Origin of the sequence: Bacillus sp. T3 (genome assembly GCF_033449965.1) — a bacterium.
GTDB lineage: Bacteria > Bacillota > Bacilli > Bacillales > Cytobacillaceae > Bacillus_BU.
In genome coordinates this window covers 723949-747265 of record NZ_CP137761.1, presented here as the reverse complement: position 1 = coordinate 747265, position 23317 = coordinate 723949, and the positions used below count along the sequence as shown (strand labels likewise).

At 38.5% G+C, this 23317-nt stretch carries 20 protein-coding genes and 3 pseudogenes; 8 read left to right on the top strand and 15 right to left on the bottom strand.

What is annotated here, in order from left to right; translation table 11 throughout:
- Positions 1-8: 8 nt before the first annotated feature.
- The 3 genes and pseudogenes from uvrA to RGF10_RS03735 all read right to left on the bottom strand — a co-directional run bounded on the left by uvrA (position 9) and on the right by RGF10_RS03735 (position 5524).
- Positions 9-2888 (bottom strand): annotated as a pseudogene (gene uvrA / locus RGF10_RS03745) (excinuclease ABC subunit UvrA).
- A 9-nt stretch (positions 2889-2897) separates the two neighbouring features.
- Positions 2898-4885: pseudogene (gene uvrB, locus RGF10_RS03740) on the bottom strand (excinuclease ABC subunit UvrB).
- 405 nt (positions 4886-5290) lie between these two features.
- Complete coding sequence (locus RGF10_RS03735) at positions 5291-5524, bottom strand: CsbA family protein (protein WP_318507421.1); 234 nt, start codon at positions 5522-5524, stop codon at positions 5291-5293.
- Positions 5525-5792: 268 nt separating this feature from the next.
- Here RGF10_RS03735 and RGF10_RS03730 point away from each other — a divergent pair, with 268 nt between their 5' ends.
- Both RGF10_RS03730 and RGF10_RS03725 read left to right on the top strand, forming a co-directional pair.
- Entirely contained in the window at positions 5793-6548 is a 756-nt protein-coding gene (locus RGF10_RS03730) for an alpha/beta hydrolase (protein ID WP_318507419.1), read from the top strand.
- A gap of 121 nt (positions 6549-6669) precedes the next feature.
- Positions 6670-6825, top strand: a complete 156-nt coding sequence (locus tag RGF10_RS03725) for a hypothetical protein (RefSeq protein ID WP_318507417.1) — start codon at positions 6670-6672, stop codon at positions 6823-6825.
- Positions 6826-7268: 443 nt separating this feature from the next.
- Here RGF10_RS03725 and RGF10_RS03720 read toward each other — a convergent pair whose 3' ends face one another.
- The 9 genes and pseudogenes from RGF10_RS03720 to RGF10_RS03680 all read right to left on the bottom strand — a co-directional run bounded on the left by RGF10_RS03720 (position 7269) and on the right by RGF10_RS03680 (position 15010).
- Complete coding sequence (locus RGF10_RS03720; protein ID WP_318507414.1) at positions 7269-7400, bottom strand: hypothetical protein; 132 nt, start codon at positions 7398-7400, stop codon at positions 7269-7271.
- A gap of 70 nt (positions 7401-7470) precedes the next feature.
- Positions 7471-9893, bottom strand: a pseudogene (locus tag RGF10_RS03715) (heavy metal translocating P-type ATPase).
- Positions 9894-9973: 80 nt separating this feature from the next.
- Positions 9974-10180, bottom strand: coding sequence for a copper chaperone CopZ (gene copZ / locus RGF10_RS03710; protein WP_318507412.1), 207 nt, complete (start codon positions 10178-10180; stop codon positions 9974-9976).
- Positions 10181-10195: 15 nt separating this feature from the next.
- Entirely contained in the window at positions 10196-10570 is a 375-nt protein-coding gene (locus RGF10_RS03705) for a metal-sensitive transcriptional regulator (RefSeq protein ID WP_318507411.1), read from the bottom strand.
- A 75-nt stretch (positions 10571-10645) separates the two neighbouring features.
- The gene (locus RGF10_RS03700) at positions 10646-11212 is read right to left on the bottom strand and encodes a TVP38/TMEM64 family protein (protein ID WP_318507409.1); all 567 of its coding nucleotides are present in this window, start codon (positions 11210-11212) and stop codon (positions 10646-10648) included.
- Between the two features lie 74 nt (positions 11213-11286).
- Entirely contained in the window at positions 11287-12606 is a 1320-nt protein-coding gene (locus RGF10_RS03695; protein ID WP_318507407.1) for an MFS transporter, read from the bottom strand.
- A gap of 154 nt (positions 12607-12760) precedes the next feature.
- The gene (locus RGF10_RS03690) at positions 12761-13123 is read right to left on the bottom strand and encodes a hypothetical protein (RefSeq protein ID WP_318507405.1); all 363 of its coding nucleotides are present in this window, start codon (positions 13121-13123) and stop codon (positions 12761-12763) included.
- Positions 13124-13128: 5 nt separating this feature from the next.
- Entirely contained in the window at positions 13129-14256 is a 1128-nt protein-coding gene (locus tag RGF10_RS03685; RefSeq protein WP_318507403.1) for a ParM/StbA family protein, read from the bottom strand.
- 223 nt (positions 14257-14479) lie between these two features.
- Entirely contained in the window at positions 14480-15010 is a 531-nt protein-coding gene (locus RGF10_RS03680; RefSeq protein WP_318509323.1) for a YdhK family protein, read from the bottom strand.
- 459 nt (positions 15011-15469) lie between these two features.
- On the opposite strand from RGF10_RS03680, the gene RGF10_RS03675 reads away from it, so the two are divergent.
- Complete coding sequence (locus RGF10_RS03675) at positions 15470-16708, top strand: hypothetical protein (RefSeq protein WP_318507401.1); 1239 nt, start codon at positions 15470-15472, stop codon at positions 16706-16708.
- A 75-nt stretch (positions 16709-16783) separates the two neighbouring features.
- Here RGF10_RS03675 and RGF10_RS03670 read toward each other — a convergent pair whose 3' ends face one another.
- Genes RGF10_RS03670 through RGF10_RS03660 form a run of 3 tightly spaced genes read right to left on the bottom strand, consistent with a single transcriptional unit; the run spans position 16784 to position 19100 of the window.
- Complete coding sequence (locus RGF10_RS03670; protein ID WP_318507400.1) at positions 16784-17020, bottom strand: hypothetical protein; 237 nt, start codon at positions 17018-17020, stop codon at positions 16784-16786.
- 10 nt (positions 17021-17030) lie between these two features.
- Positions 17031-17702, bottom strand: coding sequence for a response regulator transcription factor (locus tag RGF10_RS03665; RefSeq protein WP_318507398.1), 672 nt, complete (start codon positions 17700-17702; stop codon positions 17031-17033).
- Positions 17703-17732: 30 nt separating this feature from the next.
- Positions 17733-19100 (bottom strand): sensor histidine kinase, encoded by a 1368-nt coding sequence (locus RGF10_RS03660; RefSeq protein ID WP_318507395.1) that lies wholly within the window; start codon positions 19098-19100, stop codon positions 17733-17735.
- Between the two features lie 300 nt (positions 19101-19400).
- On the opposite strand from RGF10_RS03660, the gene RGF10_RS03655 reads away from it, so the two are divergent.
- From RGF10_RS03655 to RGF10_RS03635, 5 genes are all read left to right on the top strand, one after another.
- A complete protein-coding gene (locus RGF10_RS03655) occupies positions 19401-19847 on the top strand; it encodes a PCYCGC motif-containing (lipo)protein (RefSeq protein ID WP_318507391.1) in 447 nt (148 codons plus the stop codon).
- A gap of 210 nt (positions 19848-20057) precedes the next feature.
- Positions 20058-20789: an urease accessory protein UreH domain-containing protein gene (locus RGF10_RS03650; RefSeq protein ID WP_318507389.1), complete on the top strand. Its 732-nt coding sequence runs from the start codon at positions 20058-20060 to the stop codon at positions 20787-20789.
- A 33-nt stretch (positions 20790-20822) separates the two neighbouring features.
- The gene (locus tag RGF10_RS03645) at positions 20823-21509 is read left to right on the top strand and encodes a response regulator transcription factor (RefSeq protein WP_318507387.1); all 687 of its coding nucleotides are present in this window, start codon (positions 20823-20825) and stop codon (positions 21507-21509) included.
- Complete coding sequence (locus RGF10_RS03640; protein WP_318507385.1) at positions 21509-22888, top strand: sensor histidine kinase; 1380 nt, start codon at positions 21509-21511, stop codon at positions 22886-22888. The genes RGF10_RS03645 and RGF10_RS03640 overlap by 1 nt, the downstream gene beginning before the upstream one ends.
- A 132-nt stretch (positions 22889-23020) precedes the next feature.
- Positions 23021-23236 carry a heavy-metal-associated domain-containing protein gene (locus tag RGF10_RS03635; RefSeq protein WP_318507383.1) on the top strand — a complete coding sequence of 72 codons (216 nt, stop codon included), beginning with the start codon at positions 23021-23023 and terminating at the stop codon, positions 23234-23236.
- Positions 23237-23317 lie beyond the last annotated feature (81 nt).

Below are 23317 nucleotides of genomic sequence, written 5' to 3'. Positions count from 1 at the left end.
TAAATTATTTAGGTTAGGTTGCTCAGTGCCTCTTTTTCGGCAATTTGCTGTGTCATCCTTGCTCGATCTCGTTCGAGAATCGGCTTTAAGTATTTGCCAGTATAGGAAAGTGGAACCTCTGCTACTGCTTCTGGTGTACCCGTTGCGACGATGGTACCACCCTTGTCGCCACCTTCTGGTCCAAGATCAATCAGATAATCGGCGGTTTTAATGACATCGAGATTATGCTCAATCACTAATACGGTATCACCATTTTCGACGAGTCGTTCAAGTACAATTAGGAGCCGGGATATGTCATCGACATGAAGTCCTGTTGTCGGCTCATCCAAAATATAAATCGAGCGGCCAGTGGAACGACGATGCAGCTCAGAAGCTAGCTTTACACGTTGCGCTTCTCCTCCTGATAATGTAGTCGCAGGTTGCCCTAACGTCATATAACCTAACCCGACATCAGCGATGGTTTGGATTTTGCGCTTAATTTTTGGGATGTTTTCAAAATAATCAAGTGCATCCTCCACGGTCATCTCTAGTATATCAGAAATATTCTTCCCTTTGTATTTTACTTCCAATGTTTCACGGTTATAGCGTTTTCCATGGCAAACCTCACACGGAACATAAACATCAGGGAGGAAATGCATTTCGATTTTGATAATTCCATCGCCCCGACATGCTTCGCAACGTCCGCCTTTTACATTGAAGCTAAAGCGGCCCTTTTTATAACCACGGACTTTTGCTTCATTTGTCGCCGCAAATACGTCACGTATATCATCGAAAACCCCTGTATAGGTAGCTGGATTGGAGCGCGGCGTTCTCCCAATTGGCGATTGATCGATATCAATCACCTTATCTAAATGCTCAATTCCCTTTATTTCACGGTGTTCTCCAGGTTTGATTTTAGCATGGTTAAGCTTTTGTGCTAGCGACTTATGAAGAATTTCATTAATCAACGTACTTTTCCCTGGCCAGGACACACCTGTAACCGCGACAAACATTCCCAACGGAATTTTCACATTCACATTGTTCAAATTATTTTCCTTTGCCCCTTTAATTTCAAGGTAACGGCCGTCTGGCTTCCGCCGCTCAATTGGCAGTGGAATAAATTTTTTCCCAGAAAGGTACTGCCCCGTTAAAGAATTTGGATCTGCCATGACTTCAAGCGGTGACCCTTGCGATACGATCATCCCTCCGTGCACACCTGCTCCAGGACCAACATCAATTAAATAATCCGCTGCCATCATCGTATCTTCATCATGCTCAACGACAATAAGAGTATTGCCGATATCACGCATGTTTTTCAATGTGCTAATAAGACGATCATTATCACGCTGATGGAGACCGATTGATGGTTCGTCTAAAATATAAAGGACACCTGTTAAGCGCGATCCGATTTGTGTCGCCAACCGAATCCGCTGCGCCTCTCCCCAGAAAGGGTTCCAGCGGCACGGCTAAGCGATAAATAATCGAGGCCAACATTGATTAAGAAACCAAGACGCTCTTTAATTTCTCGAAAAATTAAGTTAGCTATCTTCATTTCCTTTTCCGTGAGTGCAATATTTTCGAAAAATTGATGCGCTTCAACGACAGAGAGGGAAGTAATCTCCCCAGCATGACGTTCCGGAAATTAATACCGCCATCGCTTCCTTCTTTAAACGGTATCCTTTACATGTAGGACAGGAATGCTCCGCCATATATTTTTCCATTTGCTCGCGAATAAAATCTGAGCTTGTTTCTTTATAGCGGCGCTCCACATTGCGAATGACCCCTTCAAAGTCAATATAGCCTTCGCGCATTTGCCCAAAATCATTTTCATAATGGAAGAAAATTTTCTCTCCGTCTGAACCATAAAGAATTTTATTCATGAGATGTTCAGGAATGTCCTTTACTGGAACATTCATATCAACACCATAATGATTACACGCAGCTTGAAGAAGCTGCGGATAATATTGCGAAGAAATGGACTCCCACGGCGCAATTGCATTTTCGTTTAAGGTTAAATCACGATTTGGAATCACTAAATCAACATCCACTTCAAGCTTTGACCCTAAACCATCACATTCAGGACAAGCTCCAAATGGACTGTTGAATGAAAACATCCTTGGTTCAAGTTCTCCGATAGAAAATCCACAATGTGGGCAGGAATGATTTTCACTGAATAATAGCTCTTCTTCGCCGATAACATCAATAAAAACGCGTCCACTGCCAAGCTTTAAGGCGGATTCAAGGGAATCGGCTATCCGAGAAGAAATACCCTCTTTAATCACAACCCGATCGATGACCACTTCGATCGAATGCTTCTTATTTTTATCCAGCTCGATTTCATCACCTAGATCATACATTTCACCATCAATCCGCACACGAACATAGCCTTGTTTTTTAATATCCTCTAGCGTTTTAACATGTGCACCCTTACGTCCCGAAACAATCGGAGCAAGGATTTGCATTTTCGTGCGCTCAGGGTATTCGATAATGCGATCGACCATTTGTTCAATTGTCTGAGAGGAAATTTCAATGTTGTGAATCGGACATGTTGGACGCCCAACCCTTGCAAATAATAGACGCAAATAGTCATAGATTTCTGTAACCGTTCCGACTGTTGAACGAGGATTTCTACTTGTTGTCTTTTGATCAATCGAAATCGCTGGCGATAGACCTTCAATTGCATCGACATCCGGCTTATCCATTTGCCCAAGAAACTGCCGGGCATAGGCTGATAACGACTCCACATATCGTCTTTGACCTTCTGCGTAAATGGTATCAAAGGCCAAGGAGGACTTCCCTGAACCGGAAAGTCCCGTTAACACGACAAGCTTATCTCTCGGAATGGTGACATCTATATTTTTTAAATTATGAGCTCTGGCCCCTTTTACAATTAATTTTTCCATTGCCATTTTTTTACGTCATCCTTCCGCTTTTAACTCAAAGATCAGGTCACGAAGCTCGGAGGCCCGCTCGAAATTGAGTGCTTTGGCTTCTTCCTTCATTTCTTTTTCTAGTTTGGCAATGACCTTTTCTCTTTCCTTTTTGGTCAGCTTGCCAAGTGCTGCTGATGGTTTGTATTCCTCTTGCTCCTCGGCCGCATGCGTAGCTCGAATGCCTTCACGAATGTCCTTTTGAATGGTCATTGGCGTTATTCCATGCTTAAGGTTGTATTCTTCCTGCACCTGACGACGACGCTTCGTTTCATTAAGGGCAAGCTCCATTGAATTCGTAATTTTATCTGCGTACATAATTACGTGCCCATTTGCATTACGAGCCGCCCGACCAATTGTTTGGATAAGGGATCGTTCTGAACGAAGGAAGCCCTCTTTGTCTGCATCGAGAATCGCCACGAGCGAAACCTCTGGAATGTCCAATCCTTCTCTTCAGTAGATTAATTCCGACGAGAACATCGTATTTACCAAGCCGAAGCTCACGTATAATCTCGATTCGTTCAAGGGTTTTAACTTCTGAATGCAAGTAGTTAACCTTAATCCCGATTTCCTTCAGATAGTCGGTCAAATCCTCCGACATTTTCTTTGTTAATGTTGTAACTAAGACCCGTTCATTCTTTTGAACTCGATCATGAATTTCGGCTATTAAATCATCGATTTGTCCTTCGATTGGACGAACATCAATGGTTGGATCAAGGAGCCCAGGTTGGTCGAATAATCTGTTGCACCATTTCCGGCGTATGCTCTAGCTCATACGGACCAGGGGTTGCAGAAACATAAACAGCCTGGCTAATATGCTTTTCGAATTCAGCAAAGGTAAGCGGCCGGTTATCTAGCGCTGATGGTAGTCGGAAGCCGTGATCAACTAAGACCTGCTTTCTGGCTTTGTCTCCATTAAACATCCCGCGAACTTGCGGCAAGGTTACATGCGACTCATCGATAACGAGTAGGAAATCCTTCGGAAAATAATCTAATAACGTATATGGCGTTGATCCTGGTGGTCTCAAGGTTAGGTGACGGGAATAGTTTTCAATTCCAGAACAGAATCCCATTTCAGCCATCATCTCTAAATCATAACGAGTCCGCTGCTCGAGGCGCTGTGCTTCTAATAGCTTTCCGTTTTCTCTAAGTTCCTTTAGTCTTTCTTCGAGCTCTTGCTCAATATTTTGAATTGCGACCTTTAATTTTTCTTCTCGGGTAACGAAGTGGAAGGCCGGGAAAATCGCGACATGGTCACGTTCTGCCATGATTTCACCTGTTAACGCATCCACTTCACGAATCCGGTCGATTTCATCTCCAAAAAATTCAACACGAATACAGTGCTCATCACGAGAGGCCGGAAAAATTTCGACGACATCTCCACGTACCCGGAACGTTCCACGTTGAAAATCAATATCGTTGCGGCTATATTGGACATCGACCAGCTTATGGAGGAGCTGATTTCGTTCAATTTCCATTCCTGTTCGAAGCGAAACAACGAGGTCACGATATTCTTCTGGTGACCCCAAGCCGTAAATACAAGAAACACTGGCGATAATGATTACGTCCTGCCGTTCAAATAACGAGGAGGTCGCTGAGTGACGAAGCTTATCTATTTCATCATTAATACTGGCATCTTTTTCAATAAATGTATCGGTAGATGGCACATAAGCTTCCGGTTGAAAATAATCGTAATAGCTGACGAAATATTCGACCGCGTTATTTGGAAAGAACTCTTTGAACTCGCTATAAAGCTGACCCGCTAATGTTTTATTATGAGCGATAATTAATGTTGGCTTATTAACCTCTTTAATGACATTTGAAATCGTAAATGTCTTACCCGTTCCGGTTGCTCCTAATAAGGTTTGGTGCCGTTTGTTTTCGCGAATCCCTTGGACGATTTTTTTTATTGCCTCAGGTTGATCACCTTGAGGAGTGTACTTAGAAACAAGTTCAAATTGCTGTTGATCCTTCACGTATTTTTGACCTCCCTTTTTGGAAATTTGATTAGTTTAAAAGTGATATGGTGTTTCTATTATAAAAAATCAGCGACCTTAGACGCTAATATCCTGTTCAATAATCTACTATTCCCATTCTACCACAATTGAGGCAAAACAAACCAACAAAAAACGAACAAGTATTCGGTTATTTGAATAATTGATGTGTTAAAGAATGTAGTTGATTTTTAGGAAATCTGTTGATTGGAGCGGAAGGTGCGAGACTCCTGCGGGAGAAGGTGGCACGGGAGACCCCACAGGCGCTAAGGCGCCGAGGAGGCTCCCAGACTACCCGCGGAAAGGGAGCACCTGGAGCGGAAAGCAACAACAAATTTAACAAACCCTAAATAAAAAAACCACAGTTCGTTAGCTGTGGTTGATCGTTCATGCTCTTTTCCTTGTTTTTTCAATCATTCTCGTACTGTACCAAAATCCTGCAGTTAATGAAAAGGCATCAACAATAATTAACCACCAGGAATCCGTATACCCTTTATAAACAGATGCTGCGATTAGTGCCACAGATAGGATTAAACCGATGAAATGATTATAGGTTACCCGAGAAAACATGATCACCACAATTCCAGGTAAAATAAGCGCAGATAAATATTTGATAACCATTGACACACCTTCTCTCCAAACCGACCTTTTATCAATACTTAGTTTCACACTAAGAAATCTTTTCCGTTTTATCAATAATAATAGAATAACCTCTAACCACCTCAATTGCAAAATCTATTGATTTGAGATTTTGTTTAATCCCTACTTTTCTCATAAGAATTATAAAATTAGTCTTGATTTCCAAACAAAACCGTTCTATAATCAAAAACAAGAATAAATAACAAATAAACTTAACCATATATATCAATTCGGAAAGAGGGGCATATCGATGATCAAAATAAATGAACAAGTAATCACTGGCGCGGAAGCTTTTTTTCTTAAAGGAAATGAAACTGGTATTCTTTTATCTCACGGGTTTGTAGGAACACCACAGAGCGTTCGCGAGGTTGGAGAATTACTAAATCGTTATGGCGGTTTTACGGTATTAGCCCCGCGACTAACCGGACACGGAACTTCCATTTACGACCTTGAGGAAGCAAAATTTACAGACTGGATTTCGGACCTTGAAGATGCTTATCTTGAACTTAAGGAAACTTGCAAAGATGTATTTGTGATTGGTCAATCCATGGGGGGCGCCCTATGCTTACAACTTGCAGCGAAATATCCCGAGATTAAAGGCGTGGTTACCATCAATGCTGCCTTACATGTTCCTGCCTTTGATGCATACCGAAATGCCCAAGGACCAAGATTCATCGCTGAAGGCGCACCAGATATTAAGGATTCGACAGCTCACGAAATTACGTATGATTCTGTCCCACTAAGTGCCGTACATGAATTACAAAAAACTCTCGACCTTACAATCCAGCGATTAGATAAAGTGGAGATTCCTGTACTAACATTGACTTCAGAGGAGGACCACGTTGTTCCGCCTTCCGATTCTCAGCAAATTATCAAGACTGTTTCTTCTAAAAATAAGGGCCAAATCATGTTGAAAAACTCATACCATGTGGCCTCACTTGACTTTGAAAAAGACAAAATTGCGCAATATAGTAAAAGTTTTATTGAAAAAATTAGAAATAAATAGGCACATTTGCTAATAAACATGTAACGTTCGGTTAAATTCTTATCATTTACGGCGGGTGTCACTAACTGGTTCGTGGCATCAACCCATCTTCACCATTTTTGTAAGGGAGAATAGAAAACAAATGAGACTTTTGAAGGAACGGTTTTACGTGTTTATTAGTTTGTTGTTTACTGTGTTGGTGTTTGCTTTTATTATTAGTAATTTTCCGATTGCCGAAGAGGATAACAAGGAATCCGGACCTGTTGCCGATGCAAGCTTACATAGTGGAGGAGAATAGGGAAAGAGCTGTCACTTTACTTGGTGGCAGCTTTTTGTGAATTTCGGGCATAGATTTGGGGTGATTACCGATATCATTTTGTTTTTCGCTGATATCTGGTTGTTTTTCACCGATATATTTATTTTTTCACCTGAATCGCCAACGTGGAACTTGGGTTGTCCGATTTGTGCACATACCTCTAATGATGCCCATATTCAGGCTTTAACAGATTACTGTCTGCTTATAAATTCAGAAATTACAAACCGGCAGTTATGCAATTTTCTTCATATCCACTCACCAAATATCGCAAAATACCTTCTTTCGAACCTACACCTTACGTACTCTGGCTCAAACAAAGGGCGAGTTTACGATTTAAGCAGTTTGCTGAAATCCAAGCTATGATAAAAAAATAAGGCATGACAGGGTCAAACATACCCCACCACGCCTCTATTACACACAATTTCTTACTTTTCATGCATCTCATCTTGCCCATCCATATTCATTGGCTCTGGTTCGACGATGGATGTGTAGATGCTAAAACCTACAATTACAATGATTAAATAGGCTACCGCTCCGATGACCCATTTTTTAATCATTAAACTTCACCTCATTTAGAAAATTATTCAAATCTCAAGTTTTGCTCAAGGTCCAACCCTGACAAAAAAATTACAGCTTCACCTTCTGCAGACGGAGAGCATTTAATACAACCGATACAGAGCTAAAGGCCATCGCTGTACCAGCAAGCCATGGTGCCAAAAACCCTAAAGCTGCTATCGGAATTCCCAATGTATTGTACCCAAAAGCCCAGAACAGATTTTGCTTGATATTTGTAATTGTCTTTTTGCTCATAAAGATTGCATCAGCAATGCTGTTTAAGTCTCCGCGAATTAACGTAATATCAGCTGCTTCCATTGCCACATCTGTACCCGTTCCAATCGCCATCCCGATATCCGCAACCGCAAGTGCCGGTGCATCGTTGATTCCATCGCCGACCATTGCCACTTTTTTGCCTTGAGCTTGCAATTTCTTCACTTCATCGGCCTTTCCTTCTGGTAATACCTCGGCAATAACATGGTCTATGCCAACCTGCGCTGCAATCGACTTAGCTGTTTGTTGGTTATCACCAGTAATCATAATGACCTCGAGACCCATGCTCTTCAAACGACCAACCGCTTCTTTTGAGGTTTCTTTAATCGTATCTGCTACAGCGACGATACCTGCATATCGGCCATCAATTGCTGCTAGCATCGCGGTTTTCCCTTCTTTTTCAAGCGCGTCCATTTTTGCCAGGGCCGTGCTAATCTCGACGTTTTCCTTGATCATTAATTTTCGGGTTCCAACCAGCAGTATTTTTTCAGCAACCGTTGCCTTAATCCCAAAGCCCAGGAATGGCTTCGAATCCGGAAACATCCTGCAAGGCGATTCCCTTATCTTTAATTCCCTGAACAATTGCTTGTGCTAATGGGTGCTCAGACTGCTTTTCAGCTGAACCCACCAAGGATAAAAATTCAGCCTGTGATTGTTCACCAGCAAGAATAACATCCGTTAAAACAGGAGTACCATTTGTAACTGTACCCGTTTTGTCTAAAATGACGGCAGAGATGCGGTGAGTCATTTCGAGATGCTCTCCACCTTTAAATAAAATTCCGAACTCGGCTGCTCGACCTGAACCTGCCATAATCGAAGTTGGTGTTGCAAGACCTAACGCACACGGACAGGCAATAACTAATACCGCAATTAATTTTTCTAACGCCTCGGCAAAATCGCCAGGTGCCACAGCAAAATACCATACAAGGAAGGTCACAACAGCGATTCCGACTACGATTGGCACAAACACGCCCGAAATTTGATCAGCAAGGCGCTGAATCGGTGCCTTTGAACCTTGTGCTTCTTCGACGACTTTAATAATTTGCGCTAACGCCGTATCTTTACCAACCTTGGTGGCTTCCACCTTTAAAAAGCCATTTTTATTGATCGTTGCACCGATAACAGTATCACCAATTGTTTTATCAACCGGTACACTTTCACCGGTAAGCATGGATTCATCAATCGCTGACTGACCTTCAGTGATTTTTCCATCAACCGGGATTTTTTCACCTGGTTTAACATGAAGAATGTCACCGACGACAACTTCCTCAAGTGGGATCTCTAGCTCTACCCCATCGCGCTCGACTAAAGCATTTTTCGCTTGCAGACCCATTAATTTTTTTATCGCCTCAGATGAACGACCCTTCGCCTTCGCTTCAAACAGCTTTCCTAAAATAATTAAGGTAATCAACACTGCACTCGTTTCGTAGTAAAGCTCAACCGTATGTGCGTTTCCTGTTAGCGATATAATCGAAAGATAAAGGCTATAGAAATAAGCAGCAGATGTCCCAAGTGCGACAAGGACATCCATATTGGCACTCCCGTTTTTTAAAGCTTTAAAAGCACCAACATAGAACTGCCGACCAATTAAAAATTGAACGGGTGTGGCGAGAACAAGCTGGAACCAAGGATTCATAAACATATCAGGTACCCATATAAACGAAGTAAAGCTAAAATGCCCAACCATCGCCCATAACAAAGGAATCGAAAGAATGGCAGAAAATAAAAACTTGCCCGTTTGATTTTCTATTTCCCGTTGACGATGATCAGCAGCATCCTGCCCATTTGCCTCTTCTTTTACACTTGCTCCGTAACCGAGAGCTTCTACCTTTTTGATAATATCAGTTTTATTTAGAGTTCCAGGATTGTACTCAACACTTGCTTTTTCAAGAGCAAGGTTCACGTTCGCTTTGACGACACCTTCTAGCTTGTTTAAACCTTTTTCAATCCGTGCTGAACATGCGGCGCATGTCATTCCAGGTAATATCAAACTCAGCTTTTTCAAGCACCACATCATAGCCTAAATCCCGAACCTTCTTCTGAATACTTTCTACATTCGTTTTCGTCGGGTCAAATTTAACTGCTGATTTCTCTAAAGCAAGGTTGACGGTTGCCTCCTCGACACCTTCAAGCTTATTTAAACCTTTCTCAATACGGACCGCGCAAGCAGCGCAGGTCATTCCTGAAATTTGCATGGTTGTTTCCTTAAGATTTTGGCTCATAAAACCAACCTCCATATACCCCGTTTGGGTATGTTTTTTTCCTAAAATGAACGTGCTATTGCTAGCACGTTAAGATTTCTTTAAACAACATCGTAACCTTGTTCATCAATTGTTTCTTTAATTTGCTCTAAAGTCACTACTGCTGAGTTGAATGCTACAGCTACAGAGCCAGCACCTAAGTCCACCTTCACAGTTTCAACTCCAGCTAGAGCTCCAACACTTCCCTCAATTGCTTTAACACAGTGACCACAAGACATTCCTTTTACTTGTAAAGTTGTATTTTCCATTTTTATTTCCCCTTCCTATTTTTTCATTAATCGTTGAATAGTTGTCAATAATTCATCAATCACTTCATGATCGCCCTCTTGGATTCGTTCCACTACACAGCTTCGCAAATGTCCTTCTAACAGGATTTTCGCTACGCTATTTAAGGCCGCCTGAGTTGCTGAAATTTGCGTAATAACATCATCACAGTATGTGTCCTTTTCAATTAATCCTTTAATACCACGAATTTGACCTTCCACTCGGTTTAACCTTGTGATCAGGTTTTGCTTCGTTTTTTCAGAATGATGACTGGTGCGACTAGAGTTTAGATGGCATTCTATATTTTCATTTGTCTCAGAATTTTCATTAGAACAATGTGATGTTTCTGTTTCATGAGGATTTTTATGGTCCATAGTTCAACCTCCTTTAAATTGATATTACCATACCCCTCTACCCTATGTAAAGTAATAAAGTACCCATTTTTTTATTTATATAAAATCTTTACTTTTCTTTCTATTTAAGCTTTTAAACACAGAGATTAACAATATTACGGCCACTATTGTGATTACAACTTCTCCTTGCCAGGTTGATTGAACAACCTGATTCGCTGCGTAAGCTTCAAACAACAAAGCAGGAAGTTTCCCAATCGTACTAGAAATAGCAAAAATCCAAATTGTCATCTTCCCTATAGCTGATAAAAAAGTGATCACACCAGAAGGAACAAATGGAAGGAGTCGTAATGATAGAACGAGCATAAAAGCTTGTGACCCCTCCACTTCAAGCAGCCTTTTAACAATTGGACGATGAAAAGTCTTTGTTTCAGAAACTCTTCGTAAACCCTTTCTATATAGAATGAAGGCAACAACTGCACCTATTCCTTCACCAACGAAGGAAACCAACATTCCTTTCCAAAAACCAAATACGACTAAGTTTGCAGCAGTTAGAAACAAACTAGGAACAAATCCAAAAATACTAATGATGATATTAATAACAATACTAATGACAAAAGCGTATGGCTTATAATTTTGAAGCAGTTCTACCACTTGTTGATTCATTCTTACTTCAACACTCCTAAATCTACTTTTATCCCATAAGCCATATTCTATCGAAAAATGCATCAGAGAAAAACTTATGTATTTCTTCTCTTTCTTAAAAACACTTCTGGCTCCCAATTGCTAAAAGGATGGGATGGATGTTGAATAGGCCCCGAGTTTACTTTAGGTGCTTGTTTTGGAGAATTTGGTTTAGTAGCAGCATCATGCAAAGCTATTTCTAACGGTTTCCATCTTTTTAAGACAAATACGATTGTAAAGGTCAACAAAAGACCACCGATTGAAAAAACCGCCCACGGTAAATATTTAATTCTCGTCCCCATTTCCAAAAGATTTCCACCCACAAACTTTCCACCGGCTTCTCCTAATCCAGACACAACATTGGCCAACGCAAAAAAAATACCAATTAAGTCCGCTCTTGATAGCTGTGATACTGTACTATCCATTGTGGGCATAATCAACATTTCACCTACTATAAAGATTGCACCACTAAACACTAAATGAGTAAATTCATTTGCCCAATATAATGAACCAATCCCAAATCCGATTAATCCAATGCCAAGCGCCATTGCAGTTAAGGGATGGAGGCGTTTAATAATCCAAGTTGTTACAGCTCCTTGTAGAAAAATTACAATACAGCTGTTGATCGTCCAAATTAGTGAGACATTTTTAGGATCGGGTAAAATCTCTGCTGCTCGCAATGGCAAAGCTAATGAAAACTGTGCGTATAACGCCCATATAAATATTCCAACAGCGCCAAACACTAAAAAGGGTTTGTTCTTAAAAACTTCCTTTATCGCTCCACTAGGAGTTTCTGGGCAAGGCTCATTCCCGCAACTTTTCGGAACCAATAGCCAGCTCTCAAGTGCAAGCACAAAATAAATCATCGCTGCTATCCAAAAAATAGTTTTCGAGGTACCCGATAAAAAAAAGAAGACAATTAATCCAGCTAGTACAATTCCAATATTGGCCGCAATTCCCCGAAGGGAAAAAGCGGTAGTCTGATTTTCTTTAGAAGCTAGTGCAGCGATGGCTGCTTTTGTTGAAGGAGCATAAACTCCATTCCCAATCCCAAAGATGATAGCTGCGAATAAAAAAGACCAATAGGAATTAAACAAAGCAAAGCCGCTATAGCCAACCCCACCAACAAACGCGCCCAATCCAATCATGAATCGCCTTCCGATACGATCGGCTAAAAAACCTCCCATAATACTGCCAGTTTGAAAGGAAATCGCAATTGTTGCAAGAACGGTTCCAATTTGGACAATGGACAAGCCACCTGCAGTTCTTAACACGATTGGCAAAAGCGGTGTCACTAAATATATCCCTAAATGGGCCAGTAGTACACCTAACAATAAAAATAGCATAGGTTTTTCTAGCTTCCGAATCTCCTTCATTCAAATTTAGCTCCCTTAAAATCAATTTATATTGACTTAGTTTTCTCATCAAGATGGGAGCTATACTGAAAAATTGGGCAAATTGAAAAGACGTATGTACTCGGACACACGCCTTTTCCACTTCAAACTATAAACATTAGATGACCTTAAAGAGTTAACCTCCAAACTCATCTAATAGTTCTATTAAATCGTTTGGTAAATCTATTTGGTCCGTGAATGTTTTTTCCACAGGAGCACTAACCAAATTATTACCCTTTAATAGTTGTAAAACTTCCTCCACTTTTCTCTCTAACCCTACAAGCTCCACAGATTGTCTATTATCATGAACGCTGTCATATACGGCCGACATGAAGGCGTTGATTACATTATTTTGTTCCAAGTGTTTTTGGAAGAAGCGATGCATTTCAGGGGTTACCTTTTGGATTTCACCCGTTTCAATATGAACAAAGCTTTCTGGAATGGTAAAAATCGTAAGTGTGTTGTTGGTGGATCCACTCTCTTTTGATTGCATCAACATTCAACTCACACTTGCTTCGTACTAGCAACTTCTTGTTGAATATTTCTTATCCCTTGTGCTCGGGCAAGAATCCACAGTCCTAGAACATTTAACTGTTCAAGATGTTCAGGGAAGCTTAACTTCATTGGTTTTGCACGTTTCTGATTTTCTGTTTCTATATAATTCTTCGCTACCTTTACAGGTCCACCGATACAAAAATAATACTTCGCCTCTTGAAGGGCCACGTGCTTGCGTTTTTGATCTAAAAGATCTAAAAACTTTTCACTCATTTCAATGAGATGGGGTTCAATGCAATTTGTAATATTTACATCTTCTTGATCAATGACAACCTTCCAACGTTCAGGACCGAGTGCTAATTTTTTCTCTAGGCTATACCTAGATGGAAATCGATAACCTGTTCGATTCTCAACATCCTGAATAATTCGATCAAGATACGTATTAACTCCAAATATTTCCCCTTCAATTCCATCCACTATTTTATTATTCCGAACCCCAACAAAATCAGTACTATCACCGCCCATATCAGCAATTAGGAGAGTTTCTCGCATTAGTTCTTCATGTTTAATTTTTAAAGTATCAGCATCACGAATGAGGGCGACATAAGCTGTTGAACCTTCAATTCCCACTAACACATCTACTATATTTATGAGCACCGTAATATTGCTTCTACCAGGTACAAAATTGAATGTTACAGTATGTTCACCTTGCAATTTTTTCCTTAGCTCTTCTCGATCCCGACGAACCTGACGAGTCGGCAGTGCTGTAGACACCACATCATATTGTTGCTTAATCGTTGTTTCCCCTTTATGATCTTGTACGGCATCATAGGCCAACATCGTTAATAGAAGAATAATAGACCGATCCGAGTATGCTTTTTGATTGTTCTTTGCCACACTCGTTACATTCTCTTTTTCCGTTGCCGAAAATCCAACATAATATTGATGGTGAGTATGCTGAAGAGCATGGCTGTTAATCTCTACTATTAAATTTTCAATAAAGTACTGCTGCGTTGAATCATAATAATCTACACGATCCACCGTACATCGAGCCAGCGCGTTGGGCATTAAATACTCACGACCATTAATAATTGCTTGAAATAGAGAATTCCCCATGTCAATAGCGGCAAAATCCATCTTTATTCCTCCCCTTGGTTAAAAATTCTGAAAATTCAACCTCTATTTCTATTCTATCGATTCCTGCAATTACTAGCAATTTCGTATATTGAGGAATCATACACCATTGTGTCGAATCGTCATAAAACAATACTAGTTGACTTGTTAGACAGTAATTAAACATAAAAAGGAGATGTTCCAAAATGCAATGGAAACATCCCCTTAAAATCGATTACTAAATCATCTATTCAATTGGTGCGAGTTCACTTTCTGTTACCCATTGATGATTGGTTACTTTTTCCCCAGTAGTCGTTAAAGTGAAATCAATCATATACACTGTTGTCTTTTCAGCTGAATCAATTACTGCCGTTACTCCATCCATCCCCTTCATATGATCCGCATTAATCGTAACTTCTGCTCCGGGTTTTAACGGTTCTTCTCCTGCTTCATTTATTTCTTCTTGGATGACCCATTTATGATTTTCAACTCTTTTTCCACCATCTGAAGGAGTATAAGAAATGGAATAGGCAATTGTATCATAGGCACCTGCAATCGTGGCTTCAGCACCTTCCATTCCTTCCATGTGCCCTTTTTTAATTATCACTTTATCTCCAACTTTATAAGTTGGATTTTTTGCCTCTTTCAAATTGCCTGAAACGTCACCTGATCCTGAATGATCCATCTCCATACTATGATTTTGAGTAGATTCTTCTTTTGGTGAAGTACCAGAACATGCGGATAACGTAATGGCAGTTATGAACGCCACAAACCCCATTATTACTTTTTTACTTTTCAAAATAACCACCCCTTGGTTTACTTATCTTGAGTACATAATACTTCCAATTTGTGCAGAAAGTATGGATTTACGAAAAACAAACGACAAAAGTCACTTTGAAGATATTTTTTCGAGTAAACTTTGTCTGTTGCTTCCCGCTCCAGGTGCTCCCTTTCCGCGGGGGAGTCCGGAAGCCTCCTCGGCGTTTTACGCCTGTGGGGTCTCCCGTGACACCTTCTCCCGCAGGAGTCTCGCACCTTCCGCTCCAATCAACAGAGTTGCCTAAATATAAATACGTTCTTTAACACTGTTTTTTATAAAAATTGATAAAAAGAGGACCTTTTTTCATAAAAAATTGAATTTAAAACTTAGTAGTTTTTACAATTTCTTGAATTCCATAGAATCTGCATATTTTTTTATTATTATAGAAATATTTGAAGCATCTTAGGAGGAAAGTATGTGGAGCAGCATTTTGAGAAATTAATTGGTGAATATAAAACTGATAATGAATCGGTCTATCATACCTGGTTCATTAATAGTAATGATCGATTAAAAGCATTTCGTACCATTCGCAGTGGTATTAAGGATGTCATTGCCGATATTGAAACCGGTCGCTTTGGTAATGACTTCAAAGGATCCTCCCTTGAAACAGTGGTGACCGCGATTGCTGAACAAAAGCAAGTTTTTGAAGGAGCTGCACATGCATTTTTTTGGAAACCAAAACTAAGAATACCGGATATATACGAAAACGAGGAAAACAAAGTGGCATTTGGTAGGTTTTTAAAAGGGTGCCTGCAAAGTTCAACAGAAAAACAGCTTTTAGCAGAAGTAATAACATTAAAAAACTTGCAAATAAAAGGTCTTGGTCCGGCTGTTGCCAATATTTTATACTTTCTCCATCCCACTTTATTTCCTCCTTTTAATACAGCTATTGTAAAAGGATTTAACGCCCTGTTTCAGCAAAAAATAAAACTAGGTTCATGGGATGAGTACCTTAAAATGAGACAAATCATAATGGAATGGAATGAAAAACTCATCCAGCTATTGTCTAAAGATCTTGGAGCAATAGGGGGGCTATTCTTCGAGATTGGTATCGGCAGGTTGGTTACAGCGGAAAACTTTGAAATTACTCTTGAAAATATTGAAAAAAGCAAGGCTAAGCGACATAAAGAAATTACAAATGATATTCTAGAGGAAAATGCTCATACAGAGATGCAATACCATCTTGCGCTATTAGGCAAATCTTTAGGATATCAAGTTTGGGTGGCTCAAAACGATCACCGAAGAGAATGGAATAATCAAAAGCTCGGGGAGCTATCATTAAATCAACTCCACCTTCCAAGTATTATCAAAAGCGTTAGAGATACTATTTCCCTTATTGACCTTTTATGGCTGGATGAAAATGGATCAATAATATGTGCTTTTGAAGTGGAAAAGAGCACTTCCATTTATTCGGGAATATTGAGACTTAACGACCTATCAATGTCGCTGGAACATGATCGATGTAAGTTTTACCTTGTTGCACCAAACAAAAGGGAAAAAGAAATTAAAGCCCAGCTGCACCGACCATCCTTCTCTCAGTCAAACATATGTAATATTTCGTATATCCTGTTTTCTGATTTACGTTGTGACTGCGAAGCGATGTGCAAATTTGGTACTGATTTAAATGTATTAGAGAAAATCTCAAAACATATATAATCATTATTTTGAATTTAAATGAGCCGTTACTTATTCATGTAACGGCTCTTAATCATAGGTTACTATTCTTTATTATCATTTATTTTTCTTGTCTTTTATCATCCAAATGACTCCATAAATACCCAGGTAAATAATCGTAAACAGAAAGATTAGAATAAACATAAAGAAAACGTGATGGAGCATCATCTCCTTGCCCATCATCATACCCGAGGAACTGGGAGGAAACCAAATCATTCTGACAACAAAGGATAAAAAACCAACCCCAAGAAAGATAAAAAATATGGATAATATTTTTAACCAAATACTTTTCATGACGATCACCTTATTCCACTTTATATCCAATTCCCCATACTGTTTTAATAAAAGATTTATCCATTCCAGCTGACTTTAACTTTTCACGGAGATTCTTTATATGTGAATCAACAGTCCAGTCCTCACCCTGAAATTCAAGTCCCCAGACAATTTCAACTAATTGCTCTCTAGTAAGAACTTTTCCTTTGTTTTGAATTAGAGATTCAAGAATATCAAATTCAGTTTGTGTAAGGTTAATCAGCACATCTTGGTATTTAACAACACGAGCACCACTATCAATAACAATCCCTCTATATTTAAGAACGTTCTCCTCTTTATTAGTTAGATTGGCTCTTCTTAATAATGCTTGGACCCTAACAATTAGCTCTGCTCCATCAAAAGGTTTCACTAAATAATCATCAGCTCCACCTGACAAGCCTGTCACTTTATCCTGAACAGTCCCTTTTGCTGTTAGCATAATGATTGGTACATCTGATCTCTCCCTGATTTTGTTCAAAGTTTCCCAACCATCCATTTTTGGCATCATGACATCAAGAATAATCAGATCAAACTCATGATCAATCGCTTTTTTATAAGCTTCTTCTCCATTCTCGGCTTCTTCTATTTCAAAATTATCTTGTAGATAAATCCCTACCAATTTTCTCATTGCAATTTCATCATCAACAATTAAGATTTTCTTCATTTTCATTCAGCTCCTAAACAGGATATCCAATCAGACATCCTTTAAATAAATGGTAAAGATTGAACCCATATCTTCTGTACTGTTCACGGAGATTGTTCCTCCATGCCCTTCGACAATTTGCTTCACCAAATATAAGCCGAGACCGCTCCCCAGGCCTTTTCGAGTCCTCGATTTATCTACTCGATAAAAGCGATCCCAAATTTTGGGGATATCCTCCTTTGGAATTCCAATACCTGTATCTTTAATTTCAATGATGATCATTTCTTTTTGCTTAAATGACTTAACCGAGATATTTCCCTTATCCGTATATTTTATCGCGTTCTCGATTAAGTTATATAGCACTTGTTCCATTCTTTGGACATCAAGCTGAATTTGAGGCAAATCCTTATCTGTTTGCTCCTCAAGTGCAATCCCCTTCTCCAGAGCTGCTGGGGTAAGATTTTTCACTACTTTATCAACAATCAAATGAATGTTTGTCCATTCCCGTTTTAATTCGAACTTTCCTACCTGAAGCTTACTCATTTCGAATAAATCATTAATAAGAAAAGACAGTCTATTCGCCTCTTTGTTAATAATGGCTGTATACTCTGCTTGTTCCTCTGGGGTCTTATACATTCCTTTGTTTAGAATATCGCTGTAACCTTTTATATAAGTCAAAGGAGTCCTCAGTTCATGAGAAACATCCGCTAAAAAATCATTTCTTGTATCCTCATAGGCTTGAAGTTGCTCTCCTAGGCTTTGAATGGATTGACCTAGCTGAGCTATTTCATCATTTCCTTTTGTGATAATGATTTGTTCATACTCCCCTTTTGCCATTCTTTTCGTTGCATCCTTCATGATTAACAGAGGCCTCGTCAGCTTTTGAGATAGAATTCCGATTAGACCAAATGACAACAAGATCATACCGACAAAGGTGAAAATGATTAATATTTTTATCACCAACACAATCTCTTTGATAATCTTTGATGGATAATACATATATAAATGTCCATTGTTATCCCCAATGGATATAACGGCGATAAGGTAATCATGATCATTCCAATCCTTTTCCAAAACTTCACTTTTTTTAACAGTTCCGTTCTTAAGAATATGGTTTTTCATATCTTTATCTGGCTCACGTGATGATGCAATAATTTTATTTTCAGCGCTCGTAATCAATACTGATGTTCTGGACCCTTTTTCCATTGTAACGATATGATCAATTGTTTTTTGATTGTAGTTCGCTTCTAAGATTTTTACATGGTTGGTTCCTCTTGCCAGCAAATCCTGTGTTACATAATCAACAAATATGTTTGTAAATACCCCATATAAGACCAATTCTAGGATAAAGATCAATGCCAGGAATACTGAACTAAATAATAATCCCAGTTTGAGTGAAATGCTATTGATTCTTCTCATCGTTTTACTCCCGTTTTATATCGATATGAACCTAACTTCATCTGTTTCATCATCTTTCACAACTTAAATTATACTCATTAAATTTCAAGAAACTATGAAGAAAACAGGGCAATTTATTTTTAAATATTTTTTAAAATCCATAGTTTCTTCAAACTTTTCCGTTACGATTATTTATAAAGCTATCATTATATACCAAAATATGTTTATGTCATCAAACTGTACTATTTTTCACCTTATCCAACTTCGTTATCTTGTTATAATAGCCTAAACAGCAGATTTTCGAAAAATCGGGGAGACTTAATGAAAAAAGCAAAAATAATCGGCTTATCAAGTGCTTTTATTTTAGGTTTGCTTTTAACGGGCTGCGGTTCAAAAGAAGACGCAACGTTAGATGCTAAGCATAAAGAACTACCTGAATATGTCGTTAATGCAAAAGAAGAGGTTAAAGGAGCCTACATTATGGCTTCCGCGTATCCTGAAGTACTGGCATCTGTTCCTTGTTACTGTGGTTGCTATGAACTTGATGGACATACTAGTAATCTTGATTGTTTTGTTGATAGCATGGATTCAAATAACGCTGTCACTGAATGGGACGCAATGGGAGTATCTTGAGACATCTGTGTCGTAATCGCCCGTGAGGCGACTGATATGCATAAAGATGGAAAAGATTTAAAAGAAATTAATAGTGCCATTACGAAAAAATACGAATCATACGGTACGCCGACACCTACTCCAGTACCTAAATGATCCTACTTTATTTTTAAAAATTATAGTCTTAAAAAGGATGGATTGCTGACATATTTTTCATGTCAAAATCGATCCTTTTTCTATCATTCATGACCATATGTGAACGATTTGGGAATCCATTGCAGGTATGCGGCCGGATTGAGTTCTTTCACATACTTTCAACATATTATCCAAGTATAATGAAATGAACAAACTATATGGAGGAAATTTATGTATCAAATTTTATCGGAAATCAGCCATTTCCTGAGCCTTCCTTTTTTGAATATTTTAAATGAAGCAAAGCAAATTCCACTTTTGGCTGGACTTGTCTTAGGCCTTATCGGAGCACTTGCACCATGTCAGTTAACAGGGAATATTGGGGCCATTACCTTTTATGGAAACCGCAGCCTTCAATCTAAAAGCCAATGGGTTGAAATAGGATTTTTTGTTTTAGGAAAAATCGTCGTCTTTTCCGTATTAGGATTAGCTGTTTGGGGTCTCGGTCGAGAATTCCAGGATATCCTCCCTAACTATTTTTCTGTTTTTAGAAAATTTATGGGTCCATTATTTGTTGTCATCGGCCTTGTACTTGCTGGGATATTGAAACTACGATTCATTTCTACTTTAACAAAATGGGTTCCTACTCCAGAGAAAGAAGGAAAGCTTGGTTCATTCTTAATGGGTGTTAGCTTTTCAATCGCTTTTTGCCCGACGATGTTTACTTTATTTTTCTTCACATTAATGCCAATCGTTTTAGCATCCTCATACGGAGCCTTGCTGCCATCAGTATTCGCTATTGGCACATCGATTCCTGTGCTTGTTTTTGCTGGGATCGTAACCTATATTGGCCTTGATGGAGCCTTACTGAAAAAAAGTAAGAAAATCGGCAATCTAATTCAAAAATCCGCTGCAGGTTTATTTATCATCATCGGAATATTAGACACCATTACCTATTGGGGGTAAGAATCAAAATTTAGAGACTACTGAGGTGAAATCATGAAAAATATTTTAATTGTCGAGGATGAAGAAAAAGTTTCGGAGGTTATTAAAGGATATTTAGAGAAGGATGGATATAACGTACAAAGTACAACATCAGGTCTTAAAGCCATTGAGCTTTTCAAAACCAATGACTTTCAATTAGTTATCCTAGACTTAATGCTACCTGATATTAGTGGTGAAGAAATTTGTAAAATTATCAGACAAAGCTCGAATGTGCATATCTTTATGCTTACTGCTAAAGGAGCGCTAAATGATCGAATCGAAGGTTTAAATATCGGTGCCGATGAATATTTGATAAAACCGTTTAGTCCGCGCGAGCTAACTGCTAGGGTTAATGCGCTGTTTCGTAGATTAAATGGTGGCGGAGATACATCTGCTTATCTTTTTAATGATGGAAACCTCCTCATTGATTATGAAAAAAGAATGGTAAAAATTCAGGACCAAAAAATCCCGTTTACTCCTAATGAATTTGATATCCTTATTGCTTTGGCTTCAAATAAAGGAAAAGTTTTATCACGAGAACAGCTAATTGATAAAATATTTGGGACAGATTTCGGAGGATATGACCGTACAATTGATGTGCATATCAAAAATATTAGAAAGAAAATTGAGTCTGATACGAGAAATCCAAAATATGTGGTAACGGTCATGAAGGTTGGCTATAAATTTGGTGGTGAAATGTAGTGCAAACAATCCGTAAAAGATTAAGTTTTCTTTTTGTTGGCTGCTCTGTCGCTTCAATCCTTCTCGTAACATTATTTGTGAATTTTACCGTTAATACAAAGTTCAATCAATACATGGAGGATGTTCAGGACAAAAGGTTCACAAGAATCGTATCCTACTTTGAGGATGCTTATAACAATGAAGGAAAGTGGACGAACACGACTGGGATGGAATTAATGCATGAAGCATATATGGGGAACTATTGTTTAACCCTTAAAGATGAGGATAAAAAAGTCGTCTGGGGAATGAATCCAGATGAACTCCAAAACAGAGACCATTTAAAGTCCATGTTTATGCAAGGAAATGGAGTTTATAATACGAATAGTTTTGAAATTAAATCTCATGGAAAAATAGTTGGCTATATTGAAATTGGCCAGTATTCCTCCGTACTTTTATCAGAAGAGGATGTAAACTTTAAAACCTCAATTAATAAAAGCATTATCGCAAGTGGAGTTCTAACTCTGGTTATCACCATATTATTAAGCCTTTATTTTTCAAAACAGTTCTCAAATCCAATTAGAGAAGTAGCAAATATGTCTGAAGACTTATCAAGGGGTAATTTTAATACGAAATCAATTACACCGAGCAATATGGAAGAATTGGAAAAACTTAGAGCGAGCATTAATATATTGGCCCAAAAATTAAATTACCAAGATGCTCTTCGCAAAAAATTAGTATCGGATATTTCGCATGAGATTAGAACGCCTTTAAATGTCTTGCAAAATAACCTAGAAGCGATGATTGATGGTGTTTTTCCAGTTACAACAGAAAGATTAAACAATCTCAATGAAGAAGTCATCCGATTTGGGAGATTAATTGACAATTTAAATGTATTAAAAGAGTTTGAAGCCGAAAGCATAAAACTGGTTTATGAAGACATCTTATTAGATGAACTTATAACCGATATTTGTCACGATTACTATATGGCTGCCGAAAACAAAAACATCAAATTAGAATACTATATACATCCAAACGGAAAATATAATATTACCGGAGATAAAGATAAACTTAAACAAGTATTTATTAACTTATTAACAAATGCCTTAAAATTCTCTAATGAAAATGGAACGGTTATGATTAATCTTTACTCTGAAGATCAGAAAATTATTGTAGAGGTAAGTGACAACGGGGTTGGAATTAAGGCTGACGATTTACCCTTCATTTTTGAACGACTCTATCGAGGTGACAAGAGCAGAAGCCAAATTGAAGGTTCGGGTATCGGCCTAACCATCGTCAAAAATATCATTCAGCTCCACAACGCAAACATAGACGTAGAAAGTATAGAAGGAAAAGGCACCACCGTAAGGATCTATTTTAAAAAAGCAACTGAATTCATTTAATGGCTAAAATATGACATTCTTCATTTCTTCATACAATCCACATATAAATCCATTAATATAGAGTTAGTAACAATGTTAAATTGTTAATTAATATGACAAACTAGTTTAGACAATGAATAGGAGGAAAACCCAATGAATAAAAAAATATTAATCGAAGGCATGAGCTGTGACCATTGCATCAAGCATGTTACAAACGCGTTAACTGAACTTAACGGAGTAACAAATGTTGATGTTAATTTAAAAGAAAACTTTGCTATTCTAAATGCAAATACGGAAGTAAAAGATGAAGATATCAAATTTGCTTTAGATGACGCAGGTTATGATGTAGTAGGAATCGAAGTATTATAATTAATATAAGGTGTCCTGGTAAAAACCGGGACACCTTTTCTTTGAAATTAACTCTGCTGGTTTTGCATAAACTCGAAAAAA

What these genes read in the sequence shown, in the direction of transcription:
- RGF10_RS03735 (WP_318507421.1), bottom strand. Translation starts at nt 5,524, where the DNA reads ATGGTTATCAAATATTTATCTGCGCTTATTTTACCTGGAATTGTGGTG.
- RGF10_RS03730 (WP_318507419.1), top strand. Translation starts at nt 5,793, where the DNA reads ATGATCAAAATAAATGAACAAGTAATCACTGGCGCGGAAGCTTTTTTT.
- RGF10_RS03725 (WP_318507417.1), top strand. Translation starts at nt 6,670, where the DNA reads ATGAGACTTTTGAAGGAACGGTTTTACGTGTTTATTAGTTTGTTGTTT.
- RGF10_RS03720 (WP_318507414.1), bottom strand. Translation starts at nt 7,400, where the DNA reads ATGATTAAAAAATGGGTCATCGGAGCGGTAGCCTATTTAATCATTGTA.
- copZ (WP_318507412.1), bottom strand. Translation starts at nt 10,180, where the DNA reads ATGGAAAATACAACTTTACAAGTAAAAGGAATGTCTTGTGGTCACTGT.
- RGF10_RS03705 (WP_318507411.1), bottom strand. Translation starts at nt 10,570, where the DNA reads ATGGACCATAAAAATCCTCATGAAACAGAAACATCACATTGTTCTAAT.
- RGF10_RS03700 (WP_318507409.1), bottom strand. Translation starts at nt 11,212, where the DNA reads ATGAATCAACAAGTGGTAGAACTGCTTCAAAATTATAAGCCATACGCT.
- RGF10_RS03695 (WP_318507407.1), bottom strand. Translation starts at nt 12,606, where the DNA reads ATGAAGGAGATTCGGAAGCTAGAAAAACCTATGCTATTTTTATTGTTA.
- RGF10_RS03690 (WP_318507405.1), bottom strand. Translation starts at nt 13,123, where the DNA reads ATGTTGATGCAATCAAAAGAGAGTGGATCCACCAACAACACACTTACG.
- RGF10_RS03685 (WP_318507403.1), bottom strand. Translation starts at nt 14,256, where the DNA reads ATGGATTTTGCCGCTATTGACATGGGGAATTCTCTATTTCAAGCAATT.
- RGF10_RS03680 (WP_318509323.1), bottom strand. Translation starts at nt 15,010, where the DNA reads ATGGGGTTTGTGGCGTTCATAACTGCCATTACGTTATCCGCATGTTCT.
- RGF10_RS03670 (WP_318507400.1), bottom strand. Translation starts at nt 17,020, where the DNA reads ATGAAAAGTATTTGGTTAAAAATATTATCCATATTTTTTATCTTTCTT.
- RGF10_RS03665 (WP_318507398.1), bottom strand. Translation starts at nt 17,702, where the DNA reads ATGAAGAAAATCTTAATTGTTGATGATGAAATTGCAATGAGAAAATTG.
- RGF10_RS03660 (WP_318507395.1), bottom strand. Translation starts at nt 19,100, where the DNA reads ATGAGAAGAATCAATAGCATTTCACTCAAACTGGGATTATTATTTAGT.
- RGF10_RS03650 (WP_318507389.1), top strand. Translation starts at nt 20,058, where the DNA reads ATGTATCAAATTTTATCGGAAATCAGCCATTTCCTGAGCCTTCCTTTT.
- RGF10_RS03645 (WP_318507387.1), top strand. Translation starts at nt 20,823, where the DNA reads ATGAAAAATATTTTAATTGTCGAGGATGAAGAAAAAGTTTCGGAGGTT.
- RGF10_RS03635 (WP_318507383.1), top strand. Translation starts at nt 23,021, where the DNA reads ATGAATAAAAAAATATTAATCGAAGGCATGAGCTGTGACCATTGCATC.